General features: G+C 68.7%; 21 protein-coding genes and 2 riboswitches. Of the genes, 9 read left to right on the top strand and 12 right to left on the bottom strand.

Annotation, left to right across the window (positions count from 1 at the left end; all coding sequences use genetic code 11):
• Positions 1 to 252: 252 nt before the first annotated feature.
• Positions 253 to 411, bottom strand: a riboswitch (cyclic di-AMP (ydaO/yuaA leader).
• A 146-nt stretch (positions 412 to 557) separates the two neighbouring features.
• Complete coding sequence (locus AC1DBL_RS07055; protein ID WP_441418264.1) at positions 558 to 1,376, bottom strand: M23 family metallopeptidase; 819 nt, start codon at positions 1,374 to 1,376, stop codon at positions 558 to 560.
• A gap of 4 nt (positions 1,377 to 1,380) precedes the next feature.
• A riboswitch (cyclic di-AMP (ydaO/yuaA leader) is annotated at positions 1,381 to 1,600 on the bottom strand.
• A gap of 142 nt (positions 1,601 to 1,742) precedes the next feature.
• On the bottom strand, positions 1,743 to 2,435 hold the full coding sequence (locus AC1DBL_RS07050) for an iron-dependent transcriptional repressor DtxR (protein ID WP_175322028.1): 693 nt from the start codon (positions 2,433 to 2,435) through the stop codon (positions 1,743 to 1,745).
• 315 nt (positions 2,436 to 2,750) lie between these two features.
• Between AC1DBL_RS07050 and serC the strand changes: the two genes are divergently transcribed.
• Complete coding sequence (serC, locus tag AC1DBL_RS07045) at positions 2,751 to 3,881, top strand: phosphoserine transaminase (protein ID WP_476893147.1); 1,131 nt, start codon at positions 2,751 to 2,753, stop codon at positions 3,879 to 3,881.
• 27 nt (positions 3,882 to 3,908) lie between these two features.
• On the opposite strand, the gene AC1DBL_RS07040 is transcribed toward serC, so the two are convergent.
• Genes AC1DBL_RS07040 through AC1DBL_RS07030 form a run of 3 tightly spaced genes read right to left on the bottom strand, consistent with a single transcriptional unit; the run spans position 3,909 to position 6,242 of the window.
• Positions 3,909 to 5,243: an MFS transporter gene (locus AC1DBL_RS07040; RefSeq protein WP_476893148.1), complete on the bottom strand. Its 1,335-nt coding sequence runs from the start codon at positions 5,241 to 5,243 to the stop codon at positions 3,909 to 3,911.
• Between the two features lie 42 nt (positions 5,244 to 5,285).
• Positions 5,286 to 5,849, bottom strand: a complete 564-nt coding sequence (locus AC1DBL_RS07035; protein WP_476893149.1) for a DUF3027 domain-containing protein — start codon at positions 5,847 to 5,849, stop codon at positions 5,286 to 5,288.
• 9 nt (positions 5,850 to 5,858) lie between these two features.
• Entirely contained in the window at positions 5,859 to 6,242 is a 384-nt protein-coding gene (locus AC1DBL_RS07030) for a cold shock domain-containing protein (RefSeq protein WP_175322024.1), read from the bottom strand.
• 177 nt (positions 6,243 to 6,419) lie between these two features.
• Between AC1DBL_RS07030 and AC1DBL_RS07025 the strand changes: the two genes are divergently transcribed.
• The 6 genes from AC1DBL_RS07025 to AC1DBL_RS07000 all read left to right on the top strand — a co-directional run bounded on the left by AC1DBL_RS07025 (position 6,420) and on the right by AC1DBL_RS07000 (position 13,571).
• Positions 6,420 to 6,653, top strand: coding sequence for a hypothetical protein (locus tag AC1DBL_RS07025; RefSeq protein WP_441418260.1), 234 nt, complete (start codon positions 6,420 to 6,422; stop codon positions 6,651 to 6,653).
• 10 nt (positions 6,654 to 6,663) lie between these two features.
• Positions 6,664 to 9,168, top strand: a complete 2,505-nt coding sequence (locus tag AC1DBL_RS07020; protein WP_476925767.1) for a helicase-associated domain-containing protein — start codon at positions 6,664 to 6,666, stop codon at positions 9,166 to 9,168.
• Complete coding sequence (locus AC1DBL_RS07015; protein WP_175322021.1) at positions 9,165 to 10,811, top strand: DNA repair helicase XPB; 1,647 nt, start codon at positions 9,165 to 9,167, stop codon at positions 10,809 to 10,811. The genes AC1DBL_RS07020 and AC1DBL_RS07015 overlap by 4 nt, the downstream gene beginning before the upstream one ends.
• A 67-nt stretch (positions 10,812 to 10,878) precedes the next feature.
• Complete coding sequence (locus AC1DBL_RS07010) at positions 10,879 to 11,589, top strand: response regulator transcription factor (RefSeq protein WP_175322020.1); 711 nt, start codon at positions 10,879 to 10,881, stop codon at positions 11,587 to 11,589.
• A 2-nt stretch (positions 11,590 to 11,591) separates the two neighbouring features.
• Complete coding sequence (locus tag AC1DBL_RS07005) at positions 11,592 to 13,154, top strand: sensor histidine kinase (RefSeq protein ID WP_441418258.1); 1,563 nt, start codon at positions 11,592 to 11,594, stop codon at positions 13,152 to 13,154.
• A gap of 129 nt (positions 13,155 to 13,283) precedes the next feature.
• On the top strand, positions 13,284 to 13,571 hold the full coding sequence (locus tag AC1DBL_RS07000; RefSeq protein ID WP_441418257.1) for a WXG100 family type VII secretion target: 288 nt from the start codon (positions 13,284 to 13,286) through the stop codon (positions 13,569 to 13,571).
• A 33-nt stretch (positions 13,572 to 13,604) separates the two neighbouring features.
• On the opposite strand, the gene AC1DBL_RS06995 is transcribed toward AC1DBL_RS07000, so the two are convergent.
• From AC1DBL_RS06995 to AC1DBL_RS06970, 6 genes are all read right to left on the bottom strand, one after another.
• Positions 13,605 to 14,645 (bottom strand): RNase H family protein, encoded by a 1,041-nt coding sequence (locus AC1DBL_RS06995; RefSeq protein ID WP_441418256.1) that lies wholly within the window; start codon positions 14,643 to 14,645, stop codon positions 13,605 to 13,607.
• Positions 14,646 to 14,903: 258 nt separating this feature from the next.
• Positions 14,904 to 16,541, bottom strand: coding sequence for a chaperonin GroEL (groL, locus tag AC1DBL_RS06990; RefSeq protein WP_175322016.1), 1,638 nt, complete (start codon positions 16,539 to 16,541; stop codon positions 14,904 to 14,906).
• Positions 16,542 to 16,838: 297 nt separating this feature from the next.
• Complete coding sequence (locus AC1DBL_RS06985) at positions 16,839 to 18,065, bottom strand: ABC transporter substrate-binding protein (protein ID WP_441418395.1); 1,227 nt, start codon at positions 18,063 to 18,065, stop codon at positions 16,839 to 16,841.
• A gap of 86 nt (positions 18,066 to 18,151) precedes the next feature.
• Positions 18,152 to 18,355 carry a cold-shock protein gene (locus AC1DBL_RS06980; protein WP_175322015.1) on the bottom strand — a complete coding sequence of 68 codons (204 nt, stop codon included), beginning with the start codon at positions 18,353 to 18,355 and terminating at the stop codon, positions 18,152 to 18,154.
• A 173-nt stretch (positions 18,356 to 18,528) separates the two neighbouring features.
• Positions 18,529 to 19,176 carry a LytR C-terminal domain-containing protein gene (locus tag AC1DBL_RS06975; RefSeq protein WP_476925766.1) on the bottom strand — a complete coding sequence of 216 codons (648 nt, stop codon included), beginning with the start codon at positions 19,174 to 19,176 and terminating at the stop codon, positions 18,529 to 18,531.
• Between the two features lie 91 nt (positions 19,177 to 19,267).
• A complete protein-coding gene (locus AC1DBL_RS06970) occupies positions 19,268 to 19,591 on the bottom strand; it encodes a DUF3263 domain-containing protein (protein WP_476925765.1) in 324 nt (107 codons plus the stop codon).
• A gap of 184 nt (positions 19,592 to 19,775) precedes the next feature.
• Between AC1DBL_RS06970 and AC1DBL_RS06965 the strand changes: the two genes are divergently transcribed.
• Both AC1DBL_RS06965 and AC1DBL_RS06960 read left to right on the top strand, forming a co-directional pair.
• Entirely contained in the window at positions 19,776 to 20,480 is a 705-nt protein-coding gene (locus AC1DBL_RS06965; protein WP_441418394.1) for a uracil-DNA glycosylase, read from the top strand.
• Positions 20,481 to 20,506: 26 nt separating this feature from the next.
• Positions 20,507 to 21,346: a siderophore-interacting protein gene (locus AC1DBL_RS06960; RefSeq protein WP_476925764.1), complete on the top strand. Its 840-nt coding sequence runs from the start codon at positions 20,507 to 20,509 to the stop codon at positions 21,344 to 21,346.
• Positions 21,347 to 21,512: 166 nt separating this feature from the next.
• Here the strand turns inward: AC1DBL_RS06960 and AC1DBL_RS06955 are convergent, their stop codons facing one another.
• On the bottom strand, positions 21,513 to 23,009 hold the full coding sequence (locus AC1DBL_RS06955; RefSeq protein WP_476925763.1) for a threonine/serine exporter family protein: 1,497 nt from the start codon (positions 23,007 to 23,009) through the stop codon (positions 21,513 to 21,515).
• Positions 23,010 to 23,017: the final 8 nt, after the last annotated feature.

Raw genomic sequence — 23,017 nt, 5'->3', positions numbered from 1 at the left:
TTTCGTGATCCTTGGGTCCGCGCTGCTTGCAGGCGGGACTGAGGACGCTCCGGCATCTTGGGGGTACGCCGGATCGCCCCGAAACGGGTTTCTTAGCGAAGGGTGTACTGCGAAGACGCGCCAAAAGCGGGAACTGCGTTGTGTGATCCAGTCCGGGCGCCGGCAAGGGCGGCACGGAGCATGGAATTCAGCGGGCTCAACTGAGCCTCGCCAGCGCGAGAACGCGCAGCATTGTGGCGTGAAGACACGAAAGTAGCCTCTCCCAATGCCTACGAGGTGAGCTGTCGGATTCGGATGGGAGTCACCCGGCCGCGCTGCTTCCTGGGAAGCTTTGCGACTTAACCCCAAGGTCTTCTTGCGAAGACCAAAATTGGTTCCCCCGCCCCTGCCAGACGATGTCATGCGAACGGACCTTGAGCGGTGGCAGAGTTAGGCAATCCACTCAAGAGCGCCAACTTCGGAGAAGTTGGCGTGCTTCATACGGTACAGCAGTTGGGACTCAATGTCACATTCAGATCACGGCGTGTCACAGAAATGCGAGTGGTCCCTCGGCTTGGCTAAAGCCAGCCGAGCGGGTCAACAACTTCCCCGTTGACCATCACCTCGAAGTGGAGGTGGCAGCCGGTGGAGGCGCCGGTGGTCCCGCTCATCGCCACCACATCGCCACGTGAGACCTGCTGGCCCACGTGGACGTCGGAGGACGACAAGTGGTTGTACGTGGTCTCCAGGCCGTTGCCATGGTCGATCACGACCCGGTTGCCGCCCCCGTAGGGGTGCCAGCCGGAAAAGGTTACGGTGCCGCTCGCGGCGGCATGTACAGGAGTGCCGCACTGGGCCGCGTAGTCCTGGCCCCGGTGGAATTCCCCGACGGCTCCCGTGATGGGACTGACCCGGTAGCCGAACGGCGAGGCCGTGACCATGGAATCCAGCGGCGCCCCGAGGCTGCCCGCGGAGGCTGCCCGGGTGATGCTGCCGACGGACTGCGCGCTCAGCAACTGCTTGAGCTTGCTGTCCGGGTCACCCTTGGTGGTGACGGCCGTGCGGTTGAAGTTGATTTCGGCGGCCGGGGCCTTGACCTCGGGCTGGGCCGCCGCGGAAACCGAACCGGACCTGGCCGCATCGGTGGCCATCACGGGGCCGGTGGCCGGAACTGTAACGGTGAGGACCAAACCCGTGGCGGCCAGGGCAATGCCTGCCTTCTGCCCCACGCCGCTGACAGCGGCGAAGTCTGTTACCTGACGGAACGCGCTGCGCCGGCCGCGGCGCGCTTCGCGGTGCGCGTCACGCGGGCGCTCGTCGAGGACGACGGCGGCCGGGCGTGGCTCCGGAGCGGGACCGGTCGCACGACGGCGGCCCCTGACGGTCTGGGTGGTCAAGAACGGTTCCTCTCTGGATAGCCTGCGAAGTTAGCTGTCGGATTCGGGTCAGAGAGATCAAAGACCCGGTCCGCCGGTGCAAGCATCCAGACGCAGGGGCATCCACGGAGGTCCCAGTTTGAATTGCTTGCCGCTAGCGGACTTCACCCCAAGGCTGTTGAATCAACAGCCGGTTGTGGTTCCCCCGCCTCTGCCAGAAGGTGAATCGCCGGCTGATCCGCTGGCAGAGCTCGGCTCCGGATCAGATAACGCTTTAGTATCAGTGCTAGTCATCAACTATAGGGGATTAAGGCAGGCGGTAATAATTCCGTTATCTCGCCTGTGCACAACTTACCTGCTGTCCGGCGGAAGGATTTTGACGCCGGGTTACCCGAGCGTAACGAACACATGGGCGGCGACCTCGGGAGGCAGCTCGAGGGCGCCTTCAATGTCGGGGACCCGGACCGAGATGTACTCCCCCACCCGCTCCAGCGAGACCCTGGCGCCCGGACGGATTCCGCCCTCGTCCAGCTGGACCAGCAGCTCCGGCTCGACCTGGATCGGCTCGGCCAGCCGGCTCACGGTGATCCGCGAGTCGGCGCCGTAGCCGGCCATGGCGTCAAGCAGGTTGACCACGGCGCCGCGGTCCGGCGTCGGAAGCCCGCCCAGTTCGGCGAGTCCGGGAATCGGGTTCCCGTAGGGGGACACGGTCGGGTGGTCCAGCATTTCGAAAATGCGGCGCTCGACCCGTTCGCTCATCACGTGCTCCCAGCGGCACGCTTCCTCATGGACGTAGGCCCAGTCCAGCCCGATCACGTCGGCAAGCAGCCGTTCGGCCAGGCGGTGCTTGCGCATGACCTCGATGGCGCGCTTCCGGCCCGTTTCGGTCAGTTCAAGGTGCCGGTCGCCGGAGACAACCACGAGGCCGTCGCGCTCCATGCGGCCGACGGTCTGGGAAACGGTGGGGCCGGAGTGACGGAGCCGCTCGGCGATGCGGGCGCGGAGGGCGATGATGTTCTCTTCTTCAAGTTCCAGGATGGTCCGGAGATACATCTCGGTGGTATCGATCAGATCCGTCATTCAGCTCAGCTCCTCGAGCGCCGTCCTTGCGTCATTCCCACCGTACAGCGTGCGGGTTGCGCCCTGGCGAGATCCGCCGTACGTCACCGCACAGCCTAGCCTATTTTGAATTAGTCCGGATAATCTGTGGGCTGCCGCGCGGACCTGTGGACTACGCCCCGCCCGGCGCCGCGCCGCCGTCTCAATGACCGGACTATGACGGGCTTTATTCCCACCCGCGTGGGGCCGTCGGGCAGAATAAATAGCGGGTCCCGGTCACGCCCGGCAGAGCCCGTCCAAGCCACGCCACACACCCAGCCGAAAATTGGAGCCCCTGTGAGCGACACCAGCATCACCATCCCCGCGAACCTCCTGCCCAAGGACGGCCGGTTTGGCGCCGGCCCGTCGAAGGTCCGGCCGGAGCAGATGGAGGCCCTGTCTGCTGCGTCGGCGACGCTGCTGGGGACCTCGCACCGCCAGGCCCCGGTCAAGAACCTCGTGGGATCGGTCCGGAGCGGACTGAGCGACTTCTTCCGCGCCCCGGAGGGCTACGAGGTCATCCTCGGCGTCGGCGGGTCCACGGCGTTCTGGGACATTGCCAGCTTCGGCCTCGTGGAAAACAAGGCGCAGCACCTGTCTTTCGGCGAATTCGGCTCGAAGTTCGCCGCGGCCACCAACAAGGCACCGTTCCTGGCCGAGTCCTCGATCATCAAATCCGAACCCGGCACCCGACCCGAGGCGCGGGCCGAGGCCGGCGTCGATGCCTACGCGTGGCCGCAGAATGAGACCTCCACCGGTGTCGCAGCGCCGGTCAAGCGCGTGGCCGGCGCCGATGCAGGCTCCCTCGTGCTGGTGGATGCCACCTCCGCGGCCGGCGGCCTGGACGTGGACGTCGCCGAGGCCGACGTCTACTACTTTGCCCCGCAGAAGAACTTCGCCTCCGACGGCGGCCTCTGGCTTGGACTGTTCTCCCCGGCGGCGTTGGAGCGCGCGGCCCGGATCAAGGCCGGCGGCCGCTGGATTCCGGACTTCCTGGACCTCCAGACCGCGATCGACAACTCGCGGCTGAACCAGACCTACAACACTCCGGCGCTGGCCACCCTCGTGACCCTGGACGCGCAGGTGCAGTGGCTCAACGCCAACGGCGGCCTCGACTTCGCCGCCGCCCGCACCGCCGACTCGGCCGGACGCATCTACGGCTGGGCCGAGGCCTCCGCCTACGCCACGCCGTTCGTAGCCAGGGCCGAGGACCGGTCCAACGTGATTGCCACCATCGACTTCGACGACTCGATCGACGCCTCCGCCATCGCCAAGGTCCTGCGCGCCAACGGGATCGTGGATACCGAGCCGTACCGCAAGCTGGGACGGAACCAGCTGCGCATCGCCACCTTCGTGGCGATCGAACCCGACGACGTCTCCGCACTGCTCGAGTGCATCGACTTCGTCGTCGGCGAGCTCAAGAAGTAGCCACCGCGCCGTCCCTTCCGGGACGCTTCAGCGGTCGACGGCGTCGTCCGGGTCTTCCTCCCGGGCGGCGCCGCTGGTCGCCGAGCCGCCGGTCACAGAGCTGCCGGGGACGACCCGGAAATACCGCAGGCCCCGTGCACGCCGGTTGAAGGCGATCCGCAGCTGCTTGGCGCGGACAATCCAGAGTATGCCGATCAGTGCCGCGATCAGCCCGGAGGCCGCCGCCACCCCCATGGACCAGCGCGCGCCGGCGACGTTCGCCACCCAGCCGACCAGCGGTGCGCCGATCGGAGTGCCGCCCATGAAGATCGCCATATACAAGGCCATCACGCGGCCGCGCATCACCGGGTCCGTGGTGGTCTGGACGTAACCGTTGGCGCTGGTCGTCATGGTGATCGCGAACAGGCCGACCGGCACCAGCGCGACGCCGAACCAGAAGTAGTCCGGCGCCAGCGCGGCGAGGCCGGAGGTCAGGCCGAAGGCGCCGGCCGCGCCGAAGATCACGCGCATCCGCGGCCGGCCCCGCCCGGCCGAGAGCAGCGCTCCGGCGACCGAACCGATCGCCATGATCGAGTTCATCAGGCCGAAGGCGCCGGCATCGAGGCCGAATTCGGTGCCGACCATGGCAGCGATAAAGAGGACGAAGTTCAGCCCCAGGGTTCCCACGATGAACACCGCCACCAGCACCACCACAATGTCCGGCCGGAAACGCACGTAGCGCAGGCCCTCGCGGATCCGGCCCTTCCCGGCCGGCGCGCGGGGCAGCTGGCGCAGCGAGGCGGCGGGGATTTTGGCCAGGCTCAGGAGCAGCGCCAGGAACGTGACGGTGTTGACCAGGAAGACCCAGCCGGGCCCGATGGCCACGGTGAGCAGGCCGGCGACGGCCGGGCCGATCATCCGGGCCACGTTGAACGAGGCGCTGTTGAGGGCCACGGCGTTGGGCAGGTAGTCGTCGCGCACCAGTTCGGAGACAAAGGTCTGGCGCACCGGGGCGTCCAGGGCGGAGACCACGCCCAGCAGCAGGGCGAATATGTAGACGTGCCAGAGCTGCGCGGCCCCGGACAGCACCAGGGCACCGAGCGCTGCGCTCAACACGGCCATGGAGGACTGTGTCAGGACCAGCAGCTGCTTGCGGTTGAAGCGGTCGGCGACCAGCCCGGCGACTGGGGCGAGGAAGAGCTGTGGTCCCAGCTGCAGGGCCATCGTGATGCCCATGGCGCCGGCGTCCTGGGCACTCAGATGGTCAAAGACCAGCCAGTCCTGCGCGGTGCGCTGCATCCAGGTCCCGATATTGGAGATCAGGGCGCCGATGAACCAGATCCGGTAGTTCAGGATGTGCAGCGATTTGAAGGTGGACCTCATGTCCCGACCTTCCGCTGCACGCTCCCGAACGGCCCCAAACCGTTAGTCGACCTCGACGGCGGACTCGTCCTGGACCGCTCCAGCGTCGGCTCCTGCTTCGGCAGGCTCTGCCTGCGCCTCCGCGGCACCGTCGTCGGCGGTCTCATCCGACGCAGCCGCGGCGGCGGGAGCTTCGGCGGCCTCGTCCTGCTGCGCATCTTCCGGGCGCACGCGTTCGGCCCACGGAACCCACTCCGGGGCCAGGATGGAATCCTCCGAGGGCAGCAGGCCCAGCTCATCCACCGTCACGGTCTTGGAGCGCGAATTTCGGGTCAGCACCGCGTACCACTGCCAACCGCCGTAGCCGGGCAGCTTGGACTCGAAGAGGTGCGTGACCAGGCGGTCGCCTTCGCTCTTCGCGCCCAGGTGCCGGCCGATCTGCTCTGCCGGCGCGATGCCTTCCACGGCGGCACGGGCCACATCGACGGACGCGGCCAGGAAGGCGTCGGGCTTGCCGACGCGCCACACGGGCACGCCGTAGCGCGGCTTGGATCCTGCTTTGGCGCCGGCGGCCTTGGCGGCCGCACCGGCCGCCGCGGCGGCGTTCTGTTCAGGTTCCGTTGTCATCGCAGAGCCTTACGCGTCCAGCTCGTCGGCGACCTTACGAAGCGCGACGGCGATCGCCTTGGCCTTGTTGCCTTCCGGGTACTTGCCCGCGGACAGCGTTCCCGAGAGGTTGTCCAGCACGCTGACCAGATCCTGCACCAGCGGTGCGAGGTCCTTGGCGCTGGGTCGCTTGGCCTTGGCGATCGACGGGGTCTTGTCCAGCACCCGCAGGCCCAGGGCCTGGGCTCCCTTGCGGCCGTCGGCGACGCCGAATTCCACCCGGGTTCCTGCTTTGAGCTCGGTTACGCCCTCGGGCAGCGCCGACTTGGGCAGGAAGACCTCCTGGCCGTCTTCGCCTGCGAGGAATCCGAAGCCCTTTTCCTTGTCATACCACTTGACCTTGCCGGTAGGCACGTAATCAACCTTCTTCGTTCTGCGGGGACGCGGCCGGCGGTCACCGCATCCGCATGGATATGCGGGTTCAGGGTGTGACTGCCCGGACCGTGTTGGTCTGTTCCTCCAAGGTTATCCTGCCTTGGCCACTTTGACGGCTTGAGGCGCGGGCGAAGCCGGGCTGTTAGCGTTGCCTCCATGACACCACAGCGCTTCCGGCGGCCGCTCTTGATTCTTGCGGCCACCGTTGCCGCGCTCTCGCTGGCCGCCGTCGGAGCCGTCATGGTCATGGCCTTCAACAACACGGTGGCGCCGGCCTGGGTCACGTCGACCGCGCTCTACGGGCTGCCCGTGGCGTTCCTGCTCATGCTCGCCCTGGTGGTCGACGCCGTCGCTGCCCGGCGCCGGACACCCGGGCACGGCGGAAGGTAGCGTTGGACTGATGTCCCTTATCCGCGCGCTCAGCAAGGAACTGCAGTCCCGCAGCGACGACTCGTTGCGGGCCCTGTTCTCCGCGCGGCCGGACCTGATTTCCCCTCCGGTGCCGGATTTCTCCGCCCTCGCCGCCCGAGCCAGCGGCCGGGTCAGTGTGCAACGGGCGCTGGAACGGCTGAACCGTCCGCAAATGCAGGTGCTCGAAACCCTGCACCTGTGCACCAATACGGACACCGGACACAGCGCGTCCGCCGCGACGCTCAAGCGCCTGATCAACGGCTCTTCCGTCGCCGCGCTGGACCGGCTGCTGCACTCCCTGCAGGAACTGGCGCTTGTGCACCGGGCCGACCCCCCGCACGGCGCCAGCCAGGCCACGGCCCGGCAGCGCCATTACCTCCCGGTCGGCAGCCTCAAGGACGTCATCGGCATCTACCCGGCGGGGCTGGGACGCAGCTACACGGAGCTCGTCCGGCTCCAGCCGGCCTTCGCGCAGCGTGTGGTGCAGCTGGTCGGCGAGCTCCACCACACCGGCGCCGACATCGCCCCCGCCAGCACCCCGATGGAGGCGGCGCTGTCGCTGCAGCACTGGACCGCGTCGCCGGAGGCCCTGCAAGCGATCCTGGCCACCGCACCGGAGCGCACGACCGCGCTCCTCGCCCGCTTCGGAAACTGGGCCATGGGCGCGGTGCCCCAGGCGCAGCGCCGCGCGTCCGTGCTGAACGAGGGCTCCGACGTCGGGCCCGTCGACTGGCTGCTGGCCCGCGGGCTGCTGGTGCCGCTGGACGCCGCCCACGTGGAGCTCCCGCACAGCGTGGGCGTCTCGCTCCGCGGCGGCTTCGTCATTGAGCACTTCGCGCTCAGCCCGCCGGTGCCGAGACTGGGACAGACCAGCGCTTCGCTGCGCCGCAATGCCGCGCTCGGCGCCATCGCCGAAACCCTGCGGCTGACCGGCGAACTGCTGTACGCCGTGCGCGAGCAGCCGCTCGCCACGTTGCGCAGCGGCGGCGTGGGCATCCGGGAAATGAAGCGCCTCGCCGACGCCCTCCGAATCGGGCTGCATGAGGCCGGCGTCCTCGCCGAGCTGTGCGCCCTCTCCGGGCTGCTCCGCCTGGACGTGGACAGCTCCGCCTGGATCCAGGCACCGCAGCTGGAATGGCTGACGCTGCCCCGGCAGGAGCAGTGGCTGTGGCTGGTCAACGCCTGGCTTGCCAGCGAACGGGTCCCGTCGCTGGTCGGGCAGCCGGTCAGCGGCGTCGCCACCGCGCAGGCGCACCGCGGCCCCGCCGGCAGCGCCATCAATGCCCTCTCCGCGGAGGCGCAGCGGCCGGACGCCCCCGTGGTCCGGAAACGGATCCTGGAAATCCTCAACGAACTCACCCAGGAGGCGGCCGCGGCCGACGGGGAGGCGCCGGTGCTGGACGCCGCCGCCGTGTTGGAACGGGCCGACTGGTCGCAGCCGCGGATGGCGCGGCGCTTCAGTTCGCTCATCCAGGGCGTCCTCGCCGAAGCCGAAATGCTGGGCCTGGTCGGCTCGGGCGCCCTCAGCCAGATCGGGGCGGCGATCGCCGTCGAACAGCCCGACGAAGCCCTGGCCATCCTCGGCGAGCACCTGCCGGCGGCGCTGAACCACGTGCTGCTCCAGGCGGACCTGACCGCCGTCGCCCCCGGCTACCTGGACCCGGAACTGAGCGAGAAACTCCTGACCATGGCCGACGCGGAGGGCCAGGGGCCGGCCACCATCTACCGCTTTTCGGTGGCGTCCGTCCGGCGCGCCCTGGACGCCGGGCAGGACGCCGGGGCACTCATGGACTTCCTGCGCGAGCACTCGGCCACCGCCGTGCCCCAGCCGCTGCAGTACCTCATCGAGGACACCGCCGCGCGCCACGCCCGGCTCCGGGTGGGCCCGGCCGCCAGCTTCATCCAGAGCGAGGATGAAACAGCCCTGCTGGAGCTGCTCAACACCCCCGCGGCGTCCGGACTGGGCCTGGTCCGGATCGCCCCGACCGTGCTGGTCTCGCACGTCGCACCCCGGGAAGCGGCCCAGCTGCTGCGCGGGCTGGGCCTGTCCCCCGCGGTGGAGGAAACCGGTTCGGCCACCGTCCGGCTGCGCCGCAGCACCGCGGCGCCAGGCAGCGTCCGGCCGGTCTACACCGCCCCGCGCACCGCTCCGGCGGACGCCGACGTCGACGCCCAGCTCGCGGTGCTGCGCGACGGCGGTTCGCCTTCCTCCTTCTCCGATGCCGCCGCCCCCGGAAGCCGCGGGGCCGGGGCGGGCGGCGGCGAGGCCGCGACGCAACTGGGCCTGGAGACCCTGCAGAAGGCCATCCGGCTCAAGCAGCGGGTGGTGATGAACATCGTGGACAGCCTGGGGAATGCCACCCGCGAAACCGTTGTTCCGGTAGCAGTGAATGGCGGGCGTGTGCGCGTGTTCGATCCGGCCAAGGAAACCGAACGTGTCCTGTCCATCCACCGGATCATTGATGTTGAAACCACAGAGGAATTGCTCCAGTGAATGACGGACCGCTGATCGTCCAGAGTGACAAGACCATCCTGCTGGAAGTGGACCACGAACAGGCCACCGAGGCGCGCCATGCAATCGCGGCCTTCGCCGAGCTGGAGCGCGCCCCCGAGCATGTCCACAGCTACCGCCTCACGCCGCTGGGACTTTGGAACGCCCGGGCCGCCGGGCTGGACGCCGAACAGGTCTTGGATACGCTGCTCAAGTACTCCCGGTTCCCGGTGCCGCACTCCCTGCTGATTGACATCGAAGAGACCATGTCCCGTTACGGCCGGCTGCGGCTGGAGAAGGATCCGCAGCACGGCCTCGTGATGCGCACCTCCGACTATCCGGTCCTCGAAGAAGTCAGCCGCGCCAAGAAGATCGCTCCGTTGTTGGGGCCGCGGATCGATGCCGAGACCGTGGTGGTGCACTCCTCCCAGCGCGGCCAGCTCAAGCAGCTGCTGCTGAAGATCGGCTGGCCTGCGGAGGACTTCGCCGGCTACGTGGACGGCACGCCGCACCCCATCATGCTCAACGAAACCGGCTGGAAGCTCCGCCCGTACCAGCAACTGGCCACGGAGAACTTCTGGGCCGGCGGCAGCGGCGTCGTCGTGCTTCCCTGCGGGGCCGGCAAGACCCTGGTGGGTGCCGCCGCGATGGCCACGAGTTCCACCACCACGCTGATCCTGGTGACCAACACGGTGTCCGCGCGGCAGTGGAAGGACGAGCTCCTCAAGCGGACCTCGCTCACCGAGGAGGAGATCGGCGAATACTCCGGTTCCGTCAAGGAAGTCCGCCCCGTCACGATCGCCACGTACCAAGTGCTCACCACCAAGCGCGGCGGGCTGTACCCGCACCTGGAACTGGTCGACGGCAACGACTGGGGCCTCATCATCTACGACGAGGTCCACCTGCTCCCGGCGCCGATCTTCCGGATGACCGCGGACCTGCAGGCGCGCCGCCGCCTCGGGTTGACCGCCACCCTGGTCCGCGAGGACGGCCGCGAGGGAGAGGTGTTCAGCCTGATCGGACCCAAGCGCTACGACGCCCCGTGGAAGGACATCGAGGCGCAGGGCTACATCGCCCCTGCGGACTGCGTTGAGGTCCGGGTCGACCTCCCCCGGGACGAACGGGTGGCCTATGCCATGGCCGAGGACGCCGACAAGTACCGGCTCTGCGCGACGTCCGAGACCAAGACCGGGATCGTGGAGCGGCTTGTGGCGGAACACGCTGGCGAGCAGCTGCTCGTGATCGGGCAGTACATCGACCAGCTGGACGAGATCGGCGAGCGCCTGCAGGCGCCGGTGATCAAGGGCGACACCTCGGTCAAGGAGCGCCAGCGGCTCTTCGACGCATTCCGCGCCGGGGAGGTCCAGACCCTTGTGGTGTCCAAGGTCGCCAACTTCTCCATCGACTTGCCGGAGGCCTCGGTGGCGATCCAGGTTTCCGGTTCCTTCGGCTCACGCCAGGAGGAGGCGCAGCGGCTGGGACGCCTGCTACGTCCCAAGCAGGACGGCCGGGCCGCGCGGTTCTACTCGCTCGTGGCCAGGGACACCCTGGACCAGGACTTTGCCGCGAAACGCCAGCGCTTCCTAGCCGAGCAGGGCTACGCCTACCGGATCATGGACGCCAAGGACGTCGGCGCAGGCAACTAGCAGACGCCCATTCAACACACATCCGCCTTTCAGAAAACTCACAGAGTCTGGGAGCATCATGGGAACCATGAAAAAGAACGGTCCCGAAGCCAAGCTGCTCGTCGTCGATGATGAACCCAACATCCGCGAGCTGCTTTCTACCTCGCTGCGCTTCGCCGGGTTCGAAGTCGTCTCCGCAGGTACCGGCCGCGATGCCCTCGCCGCCGCGGAGCTCCACTCCCCGGACCTCGCCGTCCTCGACGTGATGCTGCCGGACATGGACGGGTTCACCGTCACCCGCCGGCTGCGCGCCGCGGGCAAGCATTTCCCGGTGCTGTTCCTGACCGCCAAGGACGACACCGAGGACAAGGTCACCGGCCTTACCGTCGGCGGCGACGACTACGTCACCAAACCGTTCAGCCTCGACGAGGTGGTGGCCCGCATCCGCGCCGTGCTGCGCCGCACCCAGCCGTTGCAGGACGACGACGCCGTCATCCGGGTCGACGATCTTGAGCTCGACGACGACGCCCATGAGGTGCGCCGCGGTGGCACAGTGATCGAGTTGTCCCCCACCGAGTTCAAGCTGCTGCGCTACCTCATGCTCAACCCGAACCGGGTGCTCTCCAAGGCCCAGATCCTGGACCACGTCTGGGAGTACGACTTCAACGGCGACGCCTCGATCGTGGAGTCCTACATCTCCTACCTCCGGCGCAAGGTGGACATCGACCCCGCGGCGCCGGCCCTGATCCAGACGAAGCGGGGCGTCGGCTACGTGCTCCGGACGGCTGAGAAGCGCTGACCTTGCTGCACCGATGGAAGGCGGCATCGCTGCGGTCGCAGCTGGTCGCCATCATGATGGCCCTGATGCTCGTGGCCCTCACCGCCACGGGCGCGGGCACGCTTGCCCTGCTGCACAGCTATCTGCAGGGCCAGGTCGATGACAAGCTCAAGGCCGCCGTGGGATCGGCCCGGCAGCAGCAATCCTTCAGCCAGCTGCAGGACCAGAACCCGAACGTCCCCACCGACTATTCGCTGATGCTTTTCAGCCCGGGCCAGTCCGCCTACGTGTTCGGCGGCAGCAAGGGCTCACGGCCGGCCATCAGCAGCATCGCGCCGCAGGAGGCCCACGACCGCGGCGAGGTTCCGTTCCAGGTCCGCGGCACCGACGGGCGGAACTGGCGGGTGGTGGCCGTCAACGTGCTGGACGGCAACCAGCGCGCCGCCGTCGTCGTGATCGGACTGCCGCTGTATCCGGTGGATTCGGTGATGGAGCACGCCGCGCTCGTGGTGGTCGGCGTCGGGCTGCTGACCCTGGTGCTGGCCTTCTTCATTGCCACCTGGACCGTCACCCGGTCCTTCCGGCCGCTGGCGCGGGTGGAAAAGACCGCGGCCGCCATCGCCGCGGGCGACCTCTCGCGGCGCGTGGAAGTCGAGAACCCCGACACCGAGGTCGGCCGGCTCAGCCGGTCCCTCAACGCCATGCTGGCGCATATCGAGTCGGCCTTTGCCGCCAGGATGGCCTCCGAGGAGAGGATGCGCCGCTTCGCCGCCGACGCGTCCCACGAACTGCGCACCCCGCTGGTCACAATCCGCGGCTTCTCGGAGCTGTACCGGCACGGCGCCCTGGCCACGCCGGAGGACGTCGCCACCGCGATGGGCCGGATCGAGAGCGAGGCCAAGCGGATGGGTGCGATGGTGGAAGACCTGCTGCTGCTGGCCCGGATCGACGAACAGCGCCCGCTGCAGCAGAAGCCGGTGGACCTGCTGCTGCTGGCCCATGACGCCGTGGTTGACACCCAGGCCAGCGACCGCAGCCGGGTGATCTCGCTCCGGGGCCTCGACGGCGGCGCGGGGGCGTCGGCCCCGGTGATGGGCGACGAGGCGAAGCTGCGCCAGGTGGTCGGCAACCTCGTGGGCAACGCCCTGCGCTACACCCCGGATGGCACCCCGATCGAGCTCGCCGTGGGGGTGCGGTCCGACGCCGACGGGACGCGCCGCTCCGTGATCGAAGTCCGTGACCACGGGCCGGGTGTCTCGGAGGACGAAGCGGCCCGGATCTTTGAACGCTTTTACCGTGCGGACACTTCCCGGACCAGGGAGACCGGCGGCAGCGGCCTCGGACTGGCAATCGTGGCGGCCATCGTCGGCTCGCACTCGGGCTCGGTCCGTGTCCAGCCGACCGAGGGCGGCGGCGCCACCCTGGTGGTCAGCCTCCCGTTCCTGGCCGAAGCGGAGCCGCCGGAGGCCGAGACAGCAGAAGCGGAGCTGAAAGGCGCTGAGCCGGACGCTGAGTCCGGCGCTGAGTCCGGCGCTAATGCGGGCGTGGAGCCTGGCCAGGGGTCGGGCGGCGCGGCGCGCGGGTAACCCTTTCCGTGCGGCGGGTTTTCCACATAGGGGGCTTCTCCGCTGGGGCAGGCCGCAGCGCCTTCCTAGGCTGACAGTGTCCGGAAAATCCGGACATCCTCATCCCCGGCACCCGTGAAAGGCCCTCCCGTGAGCATCATTTCCGTCGATACCGAACTGCTCCAGCTCAAGTCCGCCAACGTCCAGGCCACGGTGGAAAGAATCAGCGCCGACGTGCAGGCCATGAGGCACGGGCTGGACGAACTGCAGGCGAGCTGGCGCGGGTCGGCCGCCACCAATTTCCAGGCCCTGCTCGCAGAATGGACCCTGACCCAGGGCAAGGTCGAGGCCTCCCTGGCTTCGATCAATCTCGCGCTCAAATCCGCCGCGGCCAGCTACGCCCAGGCCGAGCTGAGCAACGCCCAGCGGTTCAGCTAGCGGCGGAGGCCCGCCCGCGGCCCTGTGTGCCCCCTAGGCCTCGGGAGTGCCCTGGTGGAAGCGGAGCCGCCATTGCGCGCCGTCCAGGACCCACAGGGAGCTGCGCAACGCCGTCCCCGTGCGGGTGTGGCTGCGGTAGGTGAGCAGCACGGCGGCCTCACTGAGGCGGTCCGCGGCCAGAAGCTCCAGCTCGGCGGGCACACCGGGATCATCCTCGAGGGCCATCATCGTCTCGTCGCGGGTCCAGAGCCGTCCGGAACTGCCGATCTCGGTAAAGTCCGGGTGCAGCAGCACTCCTGTGCGCCCCAGATCCGAGCGCGTCTCGGGGAGCAGCAGCTCTCGCTCCAGCGCCTCGACGATTGCCTCCGGGCTCTGCTCCGGGCCGGCCGCCGCAACGCGGGATTCCTCCTCCAGTTCGCTGAAGAGATCCGGCTCAGCGAAAAGGCTGGATTCGCCGAACAGCGTCGGCTCAGCGATCAGTTCCCGCGTTCCGGCGTGAGCGGACGATGCCTGCCGGGACTGCGCCGGGGCTGAGGCCGGGGCCGGCGCGGCCGAAGCCTGCTGCGCGGCGGGGGCAGTCTGCACGCCGGCGGCGGCAACGTCTCCGGCTCGGACGAAGCCGGGGCCCTGCCGGGCCGCGACGCCCTGCTGGTAGGCGGTGGCGGCGGCCCTGGCGCGGTCATCCGCCGCCTCGTTGAGGTCGTGGCCGGCGTGTCCGCGGACCCATTCGAAGGTGTACTTGCGTCCGGTGAGCGCCTGATCGATCTCCTTGAGCAGCTCAACGTTGAGCACCGGCTTGCCGTCGGACTTCCGCCAGCCTTTACGCTTCCAGCCGGGCATCCACTTGGTCACCGAGTTGATGACGTACTGGCTGTCGCACAGAATGTGCAGGTCCTCGCCCGGAAGGTGCGCCGTGGCCCGGAAGAGGTCCAGGACGGCCATCAGCTCCCCCTGGTTGTTGGTCCCGTGCGGCCACCCGCCGGCACGCCAGCAGTCGTCGTTCACGTACCAGGCCCATCCGGCCGGGCCGGGATTTCCTAAAGCCGAACCGTCGGCCGCTGCTGTAATCGTCACTGCACCATCCTGCCAGACCTCCGCCGCCCGACGCTCCCGCACCACCGGCACTGGCACCGGCGCCGACACCGGGTAAGAGCACCCCACCAACCGAGAGAACGTCCGGCCGACCACCCCACCACTTGAGGGAAGGTGCCCCGGGGCGGGAGGGTTAAACGCCGACGGCGGCCCCACCAGTGGTGGGACCGCCGTCGTCGAACGTGCCGTCGCTGACGGAGAACCGTCAGTTCAGGCGTTCAGGGCTTGGTAGCCGGGTGGTTAGAAACCGCCCATGCCGCCCATGCCGCCCATGTCGTCGCCGCCGCCCATGGCCGGGGAGTTCTTCTCCGGCTTGTCGGCCACAACGGCCTCGGTGGTGAGGAACAGGCCGGCGATGGAAGCCGCGTTCTGCAGGGCCGAGCGGGTGACCTTGACCGGGTCGTTGATGCCGGCAGCGAGCAGGTCGACGTACTCGCCGGTTGCTGCGTTCAGGCCGTGGCCCGCGGGCAGGCCGCGGACCTTGTCCACCACAACGCCGGGCTCGAGGCCGGCGTTGAAGGCGATCTGCTTCAGCGGGGCGTCGATGGCTACGCGCACGATGTTCGCGCCGGTTGCCTCGTCACCTTCGAGCTGCAGGTTGGCGAACGCCTTGGCGCCGGCCTGGATCAGGGCCACGCCACCGCCGGCGACGATGCCCTCTTCGACAGCAGCCTTGGCGTTGCGGACAGCGTCCTCGATGCGGTGCTTGCGTTCCTTGAGCTCAACCTCGGTTGCGGCACCGGCCTTGATGACTGCAACGCCGCCGGCCAGCTTGGCCAGGCGTTCCTGCAGCTTCTCGCGGTCGTAGTCGGAATCGGAGTTCTCGATCTCGGCGCGGATCTGGGACACACGGCCGGCGATCTGGTCGGCGTCGCCGGCACCTTCGACGATGGTGGTCTCGTCCTTGGTGACAACAACCTTGCGTGCCTTGCCCAGCAGTTCGAGGCCGGCGGTCTCAAGCTTGAGGCCAACTTCCTCGGAGATGACCTGGCCGCCGGTGAGGATGGCGATGTCGGCCAGCTGTGCCTTACGGCGGTCACCGAAGCCCGGAGCCTTGACGGCGACGGACTTGAAGGTGCCGCGGATCTTGTTCACGATCAGGGTGGCCAGAGCCTCGCCCTCGATGTCCTCGGCGATGATCAGCAGCGGCTTGTTGGACTGCATGACCTTTTCGAGGACTGCAACCAGTTCCTTGACGTTGGAGATCTTGGAGTTGACGATCAGGATGTACGGATCCTCGAGGACCGTTTCCTGACGCTCGGCGTCGGTGACGAAGTAGGCCGAGATGTAGCCCTTGTCGAAACGCATGCCCTCAGTGAGCTCCAGCTCGAGGCCGAAGGTGTTCGACTCCTCGACGGTGATGACGCCTTCCTTGCCGACCTTGTCCAGGGCTTCGGCAATCAGGGCGCCAATTTCGTTGTCACCGGCGGAGATGGACGCGGTGGCGGCGATCTCTTCCTTGGTTTCGATTTCCTTGGCAGAAGCCAGGAGCTCGCGGGTGACCGCTTCAACAGCCTTCTCGATGCCGCGCTTGAGGGACAGCGGGTCAGCGCCGGCCGCGACGTTGCGCAGGCCTTCCTTGACGAGGGCCTGGGCCAGCACGGTTGCCGTGGTGGTACCGTCACCGGCGACGTCGTCAGTCTTCTTGGCAACTTCCTTGACCAGCTCGGCGCCGATCTTCTCGTAAGGGTCGTCCAGCTCGATCTCCTTGGCGATGGAGACACCATCGTTGGTGATCGTGGGGGCGCCCCACTTCTTTTCGAGGACGACGTTGCGTCCACGCGGGCCGAGGGTGACCTTGACGGCGTCGGCGAGGATGTTCAGGCCCCGCTCAAGACCGCGGCGTGCCTCTTCATCAAATGCAATGATCTTGGCCATAACGGCAGTAGTCCTTTCGGGACAGTCGTTAAGAATGAACCTTGCGCTGCGGTGCCCGCGACGGACGATTCCAACCCGGCAGCCTCTGTACGCCGCCGGGCCGGGGATCTCACCCCAGCCAGGTATTTCTCTCGCTCCCGGTCCGTCCGCCGCCTCCACGCGACCGGCCGAACCGGGGCGTCGAGTTAGCAGTCAATACGCGGGAGTGCTAACTCCATAATTAGCACTCCCCCGGGGAGAGTGCAAGCAGTGGTGAGGTCAGGGTGCGCCCCGCCGGGCGCTCTTCGCTAGGAGCGATCAGGAGCCAGCGCTGCGGGCGGTTTCGCTGCCGGTCATCTCGGCGTTGTTGTCCGGGCCATAGCTGTAGACCATGTAGGCGGCGGCGGTGACGTCGCCGTTGCTGTCGAAGTTGATCGGGCCGGAGGCGCCGTCGTAGTCGGGGCGCTTGCCGGCGCGGAGCGCGGCCACGCATTCCTGGTAGGACTTGCAGGCCGCGGCTTCCCCGGACGGGGCCCCGGTACCGGCAGCCGTTCCGCCGGACACTGCGACCAGCTTCGAGGCGATGGAGGTCCCAGCGTCGTCCTCCGCCGCGGCGGCGGCGAGGGCGGCGAGGTTGACGGCGTCGTACGTCTCGGCGGCAAACGCCATGTCCTTCAGGCCCGGGTCGACGGCCACGAGTTCCGCCTGGAAGTGCGCGGAGGGGAACGTGCCCGGCAGGACCCCGCGGGCGCCGTCCAGCGCCTTGGAGCCAAGGCCGTCGCCGTACTGGTTTACGGCCCCGTCGCTGAGGATGAGCTTCTTTCCGGACAGTCCCGCGTTGTTGAGCTCGGCGATGGCGCCCTGGGCACCGTCCCGGGCCACCAGCACGACGGCGTCCGGCGAGGCAGCCTTGGCCGCCGCGGCCGCCTGTTGCGCCTGACCGGCCTTGAATTCAGCGTCGACGGAGGTGCCCAGGCCCGCGGCCTTCGCAGCCGCCGAGACGGCCACGGAGACGTCCTTGCCGTAGTCGCCTTCCTCGTGCACCACGGCAAGGGTCTTGGCGCCGCCGTCCTGGGCGAGCTTGACCAGGACCGAGGCCTGCGCGATGTCGGCGGCCGCGGTCCGGAAGTAGTAGCCGCCGCTCTTGTACGAGCTGAGTCCCGGCGCGGTGTTGGCCGGCGAAATGAGCGCGACTTTGGCGCGGGAGAGGACGTCGATGGCGCCGGCGGCGCGGCTGGAGTCGGTGGGCCCGATCACGACGTCGGCCTTGGCCGCCACCAGGTCCTTGGCCTGGGCCGCGGTGTCCGTACCGATGGACTCCGGCAGCAGTTCCACGGGCTTGCCCTTGTGGCCGCCCGCCGCGTTGATTTCCTTGACCGCCAGCTTCGCCGCCGCCAGTTGGGGCGGATTGAGGAAGTCCTGCCGGCCGGTGTTGTCCAGGATCAGGCCGATCCGCAGCGTTCCGTCGCCGCTCGCCTCCGCGGCATCCACCCGGGCATTGCCGGTGGGACCGGCGCAGGCGGCCAGCGCCACGGCTGCGGCCACGCCGGCCGCCGCTGCACGGCTGAACCGCCGGAGCTTGCGCCGGCGGCCATCGCTCTTCGGGGCAGCTGCCGCAGCGGAGACTGCCACTAGGCGGGCCGGACGCTTTCGGCCTGCGGGCCCTTTTCGCCCTCGCCGACTTCCAGTTCCACCCGCTGGCCTTCAGCCAAAGCACGGTAGCCCTCGCCCGCGATCGCGGACCAGTGCACGAAGACGTCGGCCCCGGAGCTATCGACGGTGATGAACCCGTAGCCCTTTTCGGCGTTGAACCACTTGACGGTCCCCAGTGCCATGTTCTCCACACTTTCAGCTAGCTTGCGAACGGCCCACCCCAATGTGCGCCGCGTTATGCGAAATGAAGTCCGCAGACACTCTACCCACAGCCTTCCACCGGTGCCCGGGCAGGGTCCCGGCCCGGCCGGGAATAGTTATTCAGGCGTAACCGAAGCCGGCGGCCACCCTGGGGCTAATTGAAACCGGGGCCGAGGACGATGACCAGCGGCATCTGGAATTCCGCCGAATCCACCAGGGTGCCAATCCCGAGGAGGGAACCCAACTCTGCGGCGTTGGCCTTCTGCGCCGGGCCGTTGTAGAAGACGACCGAGGTCTGCTGGGGGGCGCCGCCCCAGTTGCCGAGCGGGCCCTGGACCCATCCGGCGGCGGAGATCCTGGAGCCGACGCTACCGGCCAAGCCCGGCGTCGTGGTGCCGTTGTAGATCGCCACGGGCTGGGTTTTGTCAAGCTTCCGGTCCCCGGACTGGTCCGCGGCGGCGCTCGGCGTTGCAGAAGCGGAGGGCTTGGAGCCCGCGGGGGCGAGGCTCCCGGTCGGCTGGCTGCTGGGGGACGGCTTCGAGCCGGCGGAAGTTGTGGGTGCCTGCGACGCCGCGGCGTTGTTGCTGGCCTGGTCCGCGGTCATGGCCAAGCCACCGGCGGGACCAAAGCCCAGTTTGGGCAGCAGAAGGAAGGCGACGAGGCCGACTACCAGGGCCGCGGCGCCGGTGGCGAGGACGGGGCCCAGCCGGCGGGCACCGGGAGCGGCGACCGTCCGGTGGACACCCTGGCGCGTGGAGGCCTCCGGGACCCGATCAAATTCATCCCGTGCGTACTTGGTCATGGTAAAACGACGTCCTTGCTGATTTCTGGCTGATGGCCCGACGCCGGAATCCGCGCGAAATTCCGCGCTTCCGGCCGGACTTCACGTGCTCTTAAGCGTCCGAGCCCAAACGGCGTGCAGTGCGGGCACGTTGTCGTGACGTACGTAGTCTACGCAATCTCTTGACCAGCATGGGATCGTGGGCCAGCGCCGCCTCGGTGTCGATCAGGGCGTTGAGGATCTGGTAGTAGTGCGTGGCGGAGAGGTCAAAGAGTTCCCGGATGGCTTGTTCCTTGGCGCCGGCGTACTTCCACCACTGCCGCTCCAAGGCAAGCATCTGCTGCTCCCGGCTGCTCAACGGCGAGTCTTCGGAGACTGCCGCGAGCACGGCGTCGGCCTCATCCGCCGACAGGTACTCGGGTGCTGCTTCGGCCACTGCACACTCCCTGGCTCGTTCCGATAGGTCTCCCCCACATGTTACGGCCGAATAACAGGCTTGTCATTTAGCCGGCCCGGCCGGCTCCCCGGGCTCCTGCGAGAATGAAGCCGTGCCTGATTCATTTAATCCCGACGCGCTCTTCGAACTTGACCCCGCCGCAGAGGCGGTGGACCTCGCGGCGATGGCGCACCTCCCCTTGGACGGGCTGGTGGCGCCGGACTGGGCCGCGGCGCTGGCACCGGTCGAGGGACAGCTGCGGTCGGTCCTCGCGTTCCTCGCCGCCGAGACGGCCGACGGCCATGAGGTGCTGCCGGCGCCGTCGAACATCCTCCGGGCCTTCCGGCAGCCGCTCTCCGGCGTGCGGGTTCTGATTGTGGGCCAGGACCCCTACCCCACACCGGGTCACGCCGTCGGGCTGTCCTTCGCGGTGGATGGCGGCACCCGGCCGATCCCGCGCAGTCTCGCCAATATCTACAAGGAGCTCGACGCCGACCTCGGGCTGCCGCCCCGCGTCCACGGTGATCTCAGCCGGTGGGCGGAGCAGGGGGTGCTGCTGCTCAACCGAGTCCTCAGCGTCCGGGCCGGAGCAGCCGGTTCGCACCGGAACAAGGGCTGGGAGGCCGTCACGGCGGCCGCCATCAGGGCCGTCGCGCAGCGGCGCCGAGACGACGGCAGCCCCGCGCCGCTCGTGGTGGTCCTCTGGGGCAAGGACGCGGAGGGCGTGCGGCCGCTGCTGGGCTCGGCCGCCGTGATCGCCAGCGCCCACCCCAGCCCGCTCTCGGCCTCGCGCGGGTTCTTCGGCTCACGGCCCTTCAGCCGCGCCAATGACCTGCTCACCGCCCAGGGTGACGGCACCGTGGACTGGGAACTGCCGCCGCTGCCCTGACCCGGTTCTTGGCTAGGCTTAGGTCCATGACTTCCGTCCCCGCCACCACCACCGCCAACCGGAACTCCCGGCCGCAGACCAACCTCACGGTCCTGCGCCGCGAGCAGCTCTCGCCGCACATGGTCCGGATCGTCGCCGGCGGCCCGGGTTTCGCTGCCTTCGTCAACAACGGTTACGTGGACCGGTACGTCAAGATCGCGTTTCCGCAGCCGGGGGTCGACTATCCGCAGCCGCTGGATCTCTGGGCCATCCGGGAGTCCCAGCCGCGGGAAGAGTGGCCGCACACCCGGACCTACACCGTCCGTTGGGTCGACGAGGCGGCGGGCGAGCTGGCGATCGACTTCGTCATCCACGGCGATGAGGGCCTGGCCGGGCCGTGGGCCGCCTCCGCACAGGCCGGGGACAGCCTTGTCTTCACCGGGCCGGGCGGGGGCTACAACCCTGACCCGGCGGCGGACTGGTACCTCTTCGCGGGCGACGAGTCCGCCCTGCCGGCGATCAGCGCCGCGATCGAGTCACTCCCCCGGGATGCCCGCGGTCTGGCCTTCCTGGAGGTGGACAGCGACGCCGACGTCCTGTCGATCGACGCCCCGGCCGGGGTGGAACTGCGCTGGCTGCTGCGCCGCGGGACTCCGGCCGGCAACGGGACCCTGCTGGTGGACGCCGTACGCGGCGCGCAGTGGCCCGAGGGCCGAGTGCAGGTCTTCGCGCACGGGGAGCGCGGCTACATGAAGGGCCTGCGCCCGGTGTTCTTTGCCGACCGTGGCCTCGAACGGGGCCAGGTCTCGCTCTCCGGGTATTGGGCCAGTGGCCGGGTGGAGGACGACTTCCAGGCCGAAAAGAAGCTGCCGATCGGCAAGATCTAGCCAGCCATCCCCGGCTGACGCGGGCGGGCGCCGCGGAGTTTCCCCGCTTTTGCCGCCACGACGCCGGGACAGGCCGGCGCGGCGGGCTGACACGCCGTCGGAGCCCGGCGAAGGTGGGGAAACCCGGCGCCCCAGCTCGTCGGCAGACGAGCCATCTCCGCCGTCGTTAGCGGCGGCGGGCGCGGCGCCGCTCGTTGCTGGCCAGGCTCCGGGTCAACGGCCGGGCCAGGGTGTCGCCGAGCACAATGCCGGCCGCGACGCCGAGCACGATTGCCCCGGCATTGAGCATCCCGCCGGCTCCCATCAGGATCTCGGACTCTTCAATCGTCAATACATACATGGAACGGAATATGGTCAGGCCGGGCAACAGGATGAGCGCCGCGGGCACCGCGACCACGAGCTGGGGGGCGCCCATCCGGAGTGCGACCACGCGGGCCAGGAGGCCGATGACTACGGCGGCGAGGGCCGGGGCGAACCTGGGACCGATGCCGACGGCTGTTCCCCCGATCAGCACCAGATGGCCCACGACGCCGACGGCCGCCGTCGGCAGCAACAGCTTCAGCGAGGTCTGCTCGGTGACGCCGATCGCGACGACCGCGATGGCCACCAGCGGCACCAGCACCCACAAAGGATACTTCGGCGGGAATGTTTCGGTGACGTCAATGGACTGCATCCCGGTCATCGCCCCCACCACAAAGCCGACGGCGATCCCGGAGACCAGCGCGCCGAAGGTCAGCATGGTGGACAGGAACCGGCCGGCCGCGGTCACCGGGAAGCCGTTGATGGCGTCCTGCACCGAGGAGACGAGCCGACCGGTGGGCAGCAGCAGGAGGATTCCGCCGACCACCACGATGGCGGGGGCGATCTGGATTCCCAGCGGGCTGCCGAAGCGCCAGAGCAGCAGGGCGATCAGCGTGACGACGAAGGAACAGGACGCCGTGATGAAGAAGTCCGGGGTGCGCCAGCGGCCCAGTTGCCGCGCCAGCAGGCTGATCAGCAGGTTGGACAGGAAGGCGATGCCGGACGCGGCCACCCCGCCGCCCAGCACGCCGACGAACACCGCGGAGAAGACGCCGAAGGCCACGGTGACCATCCAGCGCGGGAATGGCTTCGAGCTGTGCGTGATCTCTTCGAGCCGGCGCACCGCTTCCTCGCGGCCCACTCCGCCGGCCACGATGTCCGTGACCAACTGGTGGACCTGGGCGAGGCCGGCGTAGTTGTTGGTCCAGGACCGCACCACGCGCAGCAGCGTAATGGGTGTCTGGTCCTTCGGGGCATAGTTGATGGCCACCGACTGGTTGGTGATGTCCACCTCGATGTTCTTCAGCCCCAGCGCGGCGGTAATGGCGATGATGCTGGTTTCCACTTCGAGGGCACCGGCGCCGTAGCGGAACATCGATTCGGCCAGCTTGAGGGCAAAGTCGATGGTCTTGCGGGCGGAGGTGTCCACGCCTCCGACCTGGATCATCGGGTTGGCGTACGGGCTGCCGGCCAGCCGGTCGACGATGCTCAGCGGTGCCGTCGGCGGGTTCTCACCTTGGACCAGCCTGCGGAGCATGCGTTTGGCGGCGGCGTTCTGGCGCACCTGCAGGGGCGACATCGGCTCGGTCCGGGGCAGGCCGTCCGTCTGCGGCCCGCGGCGGCCGTCGGGTGGTTTGGTCATTCCGGCCT

This window comes from Arthrobacter sp. 10T44 (genome assembly GCF_056393885.1).
This window is presented reverse-complemented; position numbering and strand designations above follow the sequence as displayed.

Excerpts from the sequence above, each read along its gene's own strand:
- AC1DBL_RS06975 (WP_476925766.1), bottom strand. The coding sequence starts at position 19,176 with ATGACCAAGTACGCACGGGATGAATTTGATCGGGTCCCGGAGGCCTCC.
- AC1DBL_RS07020 (WP_476925767.1), top strand. The coding sequence starts at position 6,664 with ATGTCCCTTATCCGCGCGCTCAGCAAGGAACTGCAGTCCCGCAGCGAC.
- AC1DBL_RS07025 (WP_441418260.1), top strand. The coding sequence starts at position 6,420 with ATGACACCACAGCGCTTCCGGCGGCCGCTCTTGATTCTTGCGGCCACC.
- AC1DBL_RS07050 (WP_175322028.1), bottom strand. The coding sequence starts at position 2,435 with ATGACGGATCTGATCGATACCACCGAGATGTATCTCCGGACCATCCTG.
- AC1DBL_RS06960 (WP_476925764.1), top strand. The coding sequence starts at position 20,507 with ATGACTTCCGTCCCCGCCACCACCACCGCCAACCGGAACTCCCGGCCG.
- groL (WP_175322016.1), bottom strand. The coding sequence starts at position 16,541 with ATGGCCAAGATCATTGCATTTGATGAAGAGGCACGCCGCGGTCTTGAG.
- AC1DBL_RS06955 (WP_476925763.1), bottom strand. The coding sequence starts at position 23,009 with ATGACCAAACCACCCGACGGCCGCCGCGGGCCGCAGACGGACGGCCTG.
- AC1DBL_RS06980 (WP_175322015.1), bottom strand. The coding sequence starts at position 18,355 with ATGGCACTGGGGACCGTCAAGTGGTTCAACGCCGAAAAGGGCTACGGG.
- AC1DBL_RS07035 (WP_476893149.1), bottom strand. The coding sequence starts at position 5,849 with ATGACAACGGAACCTGAACAGAACGCCGCCGCGGCGGCCGGTGCGGCC.
- AC1DBL_RS06965 (WP_441418394.1), top strand. The coding sequence starts at position 19,776 with ATGGCGCACCTCCCCTTGGACGGGCTGGTGGCGCCGGACTGGGCCGCG.
- AC1DBL_RS07010 (WP_175322020.1), top strand. The coding sequence starts at position 10,879 with ATGAAAAAGAACGGTCCCGAAGCCAAGCTGCTCGTCGTCGATGATGAA.
- AC1DBL_RS07040 (WP_476893148.1), bottom strand. The coding sequence starts at position 5,243 with ATGAGGTCCACCTTCAAATCGCTGCACATCCTGAACTACCGGATCTGG.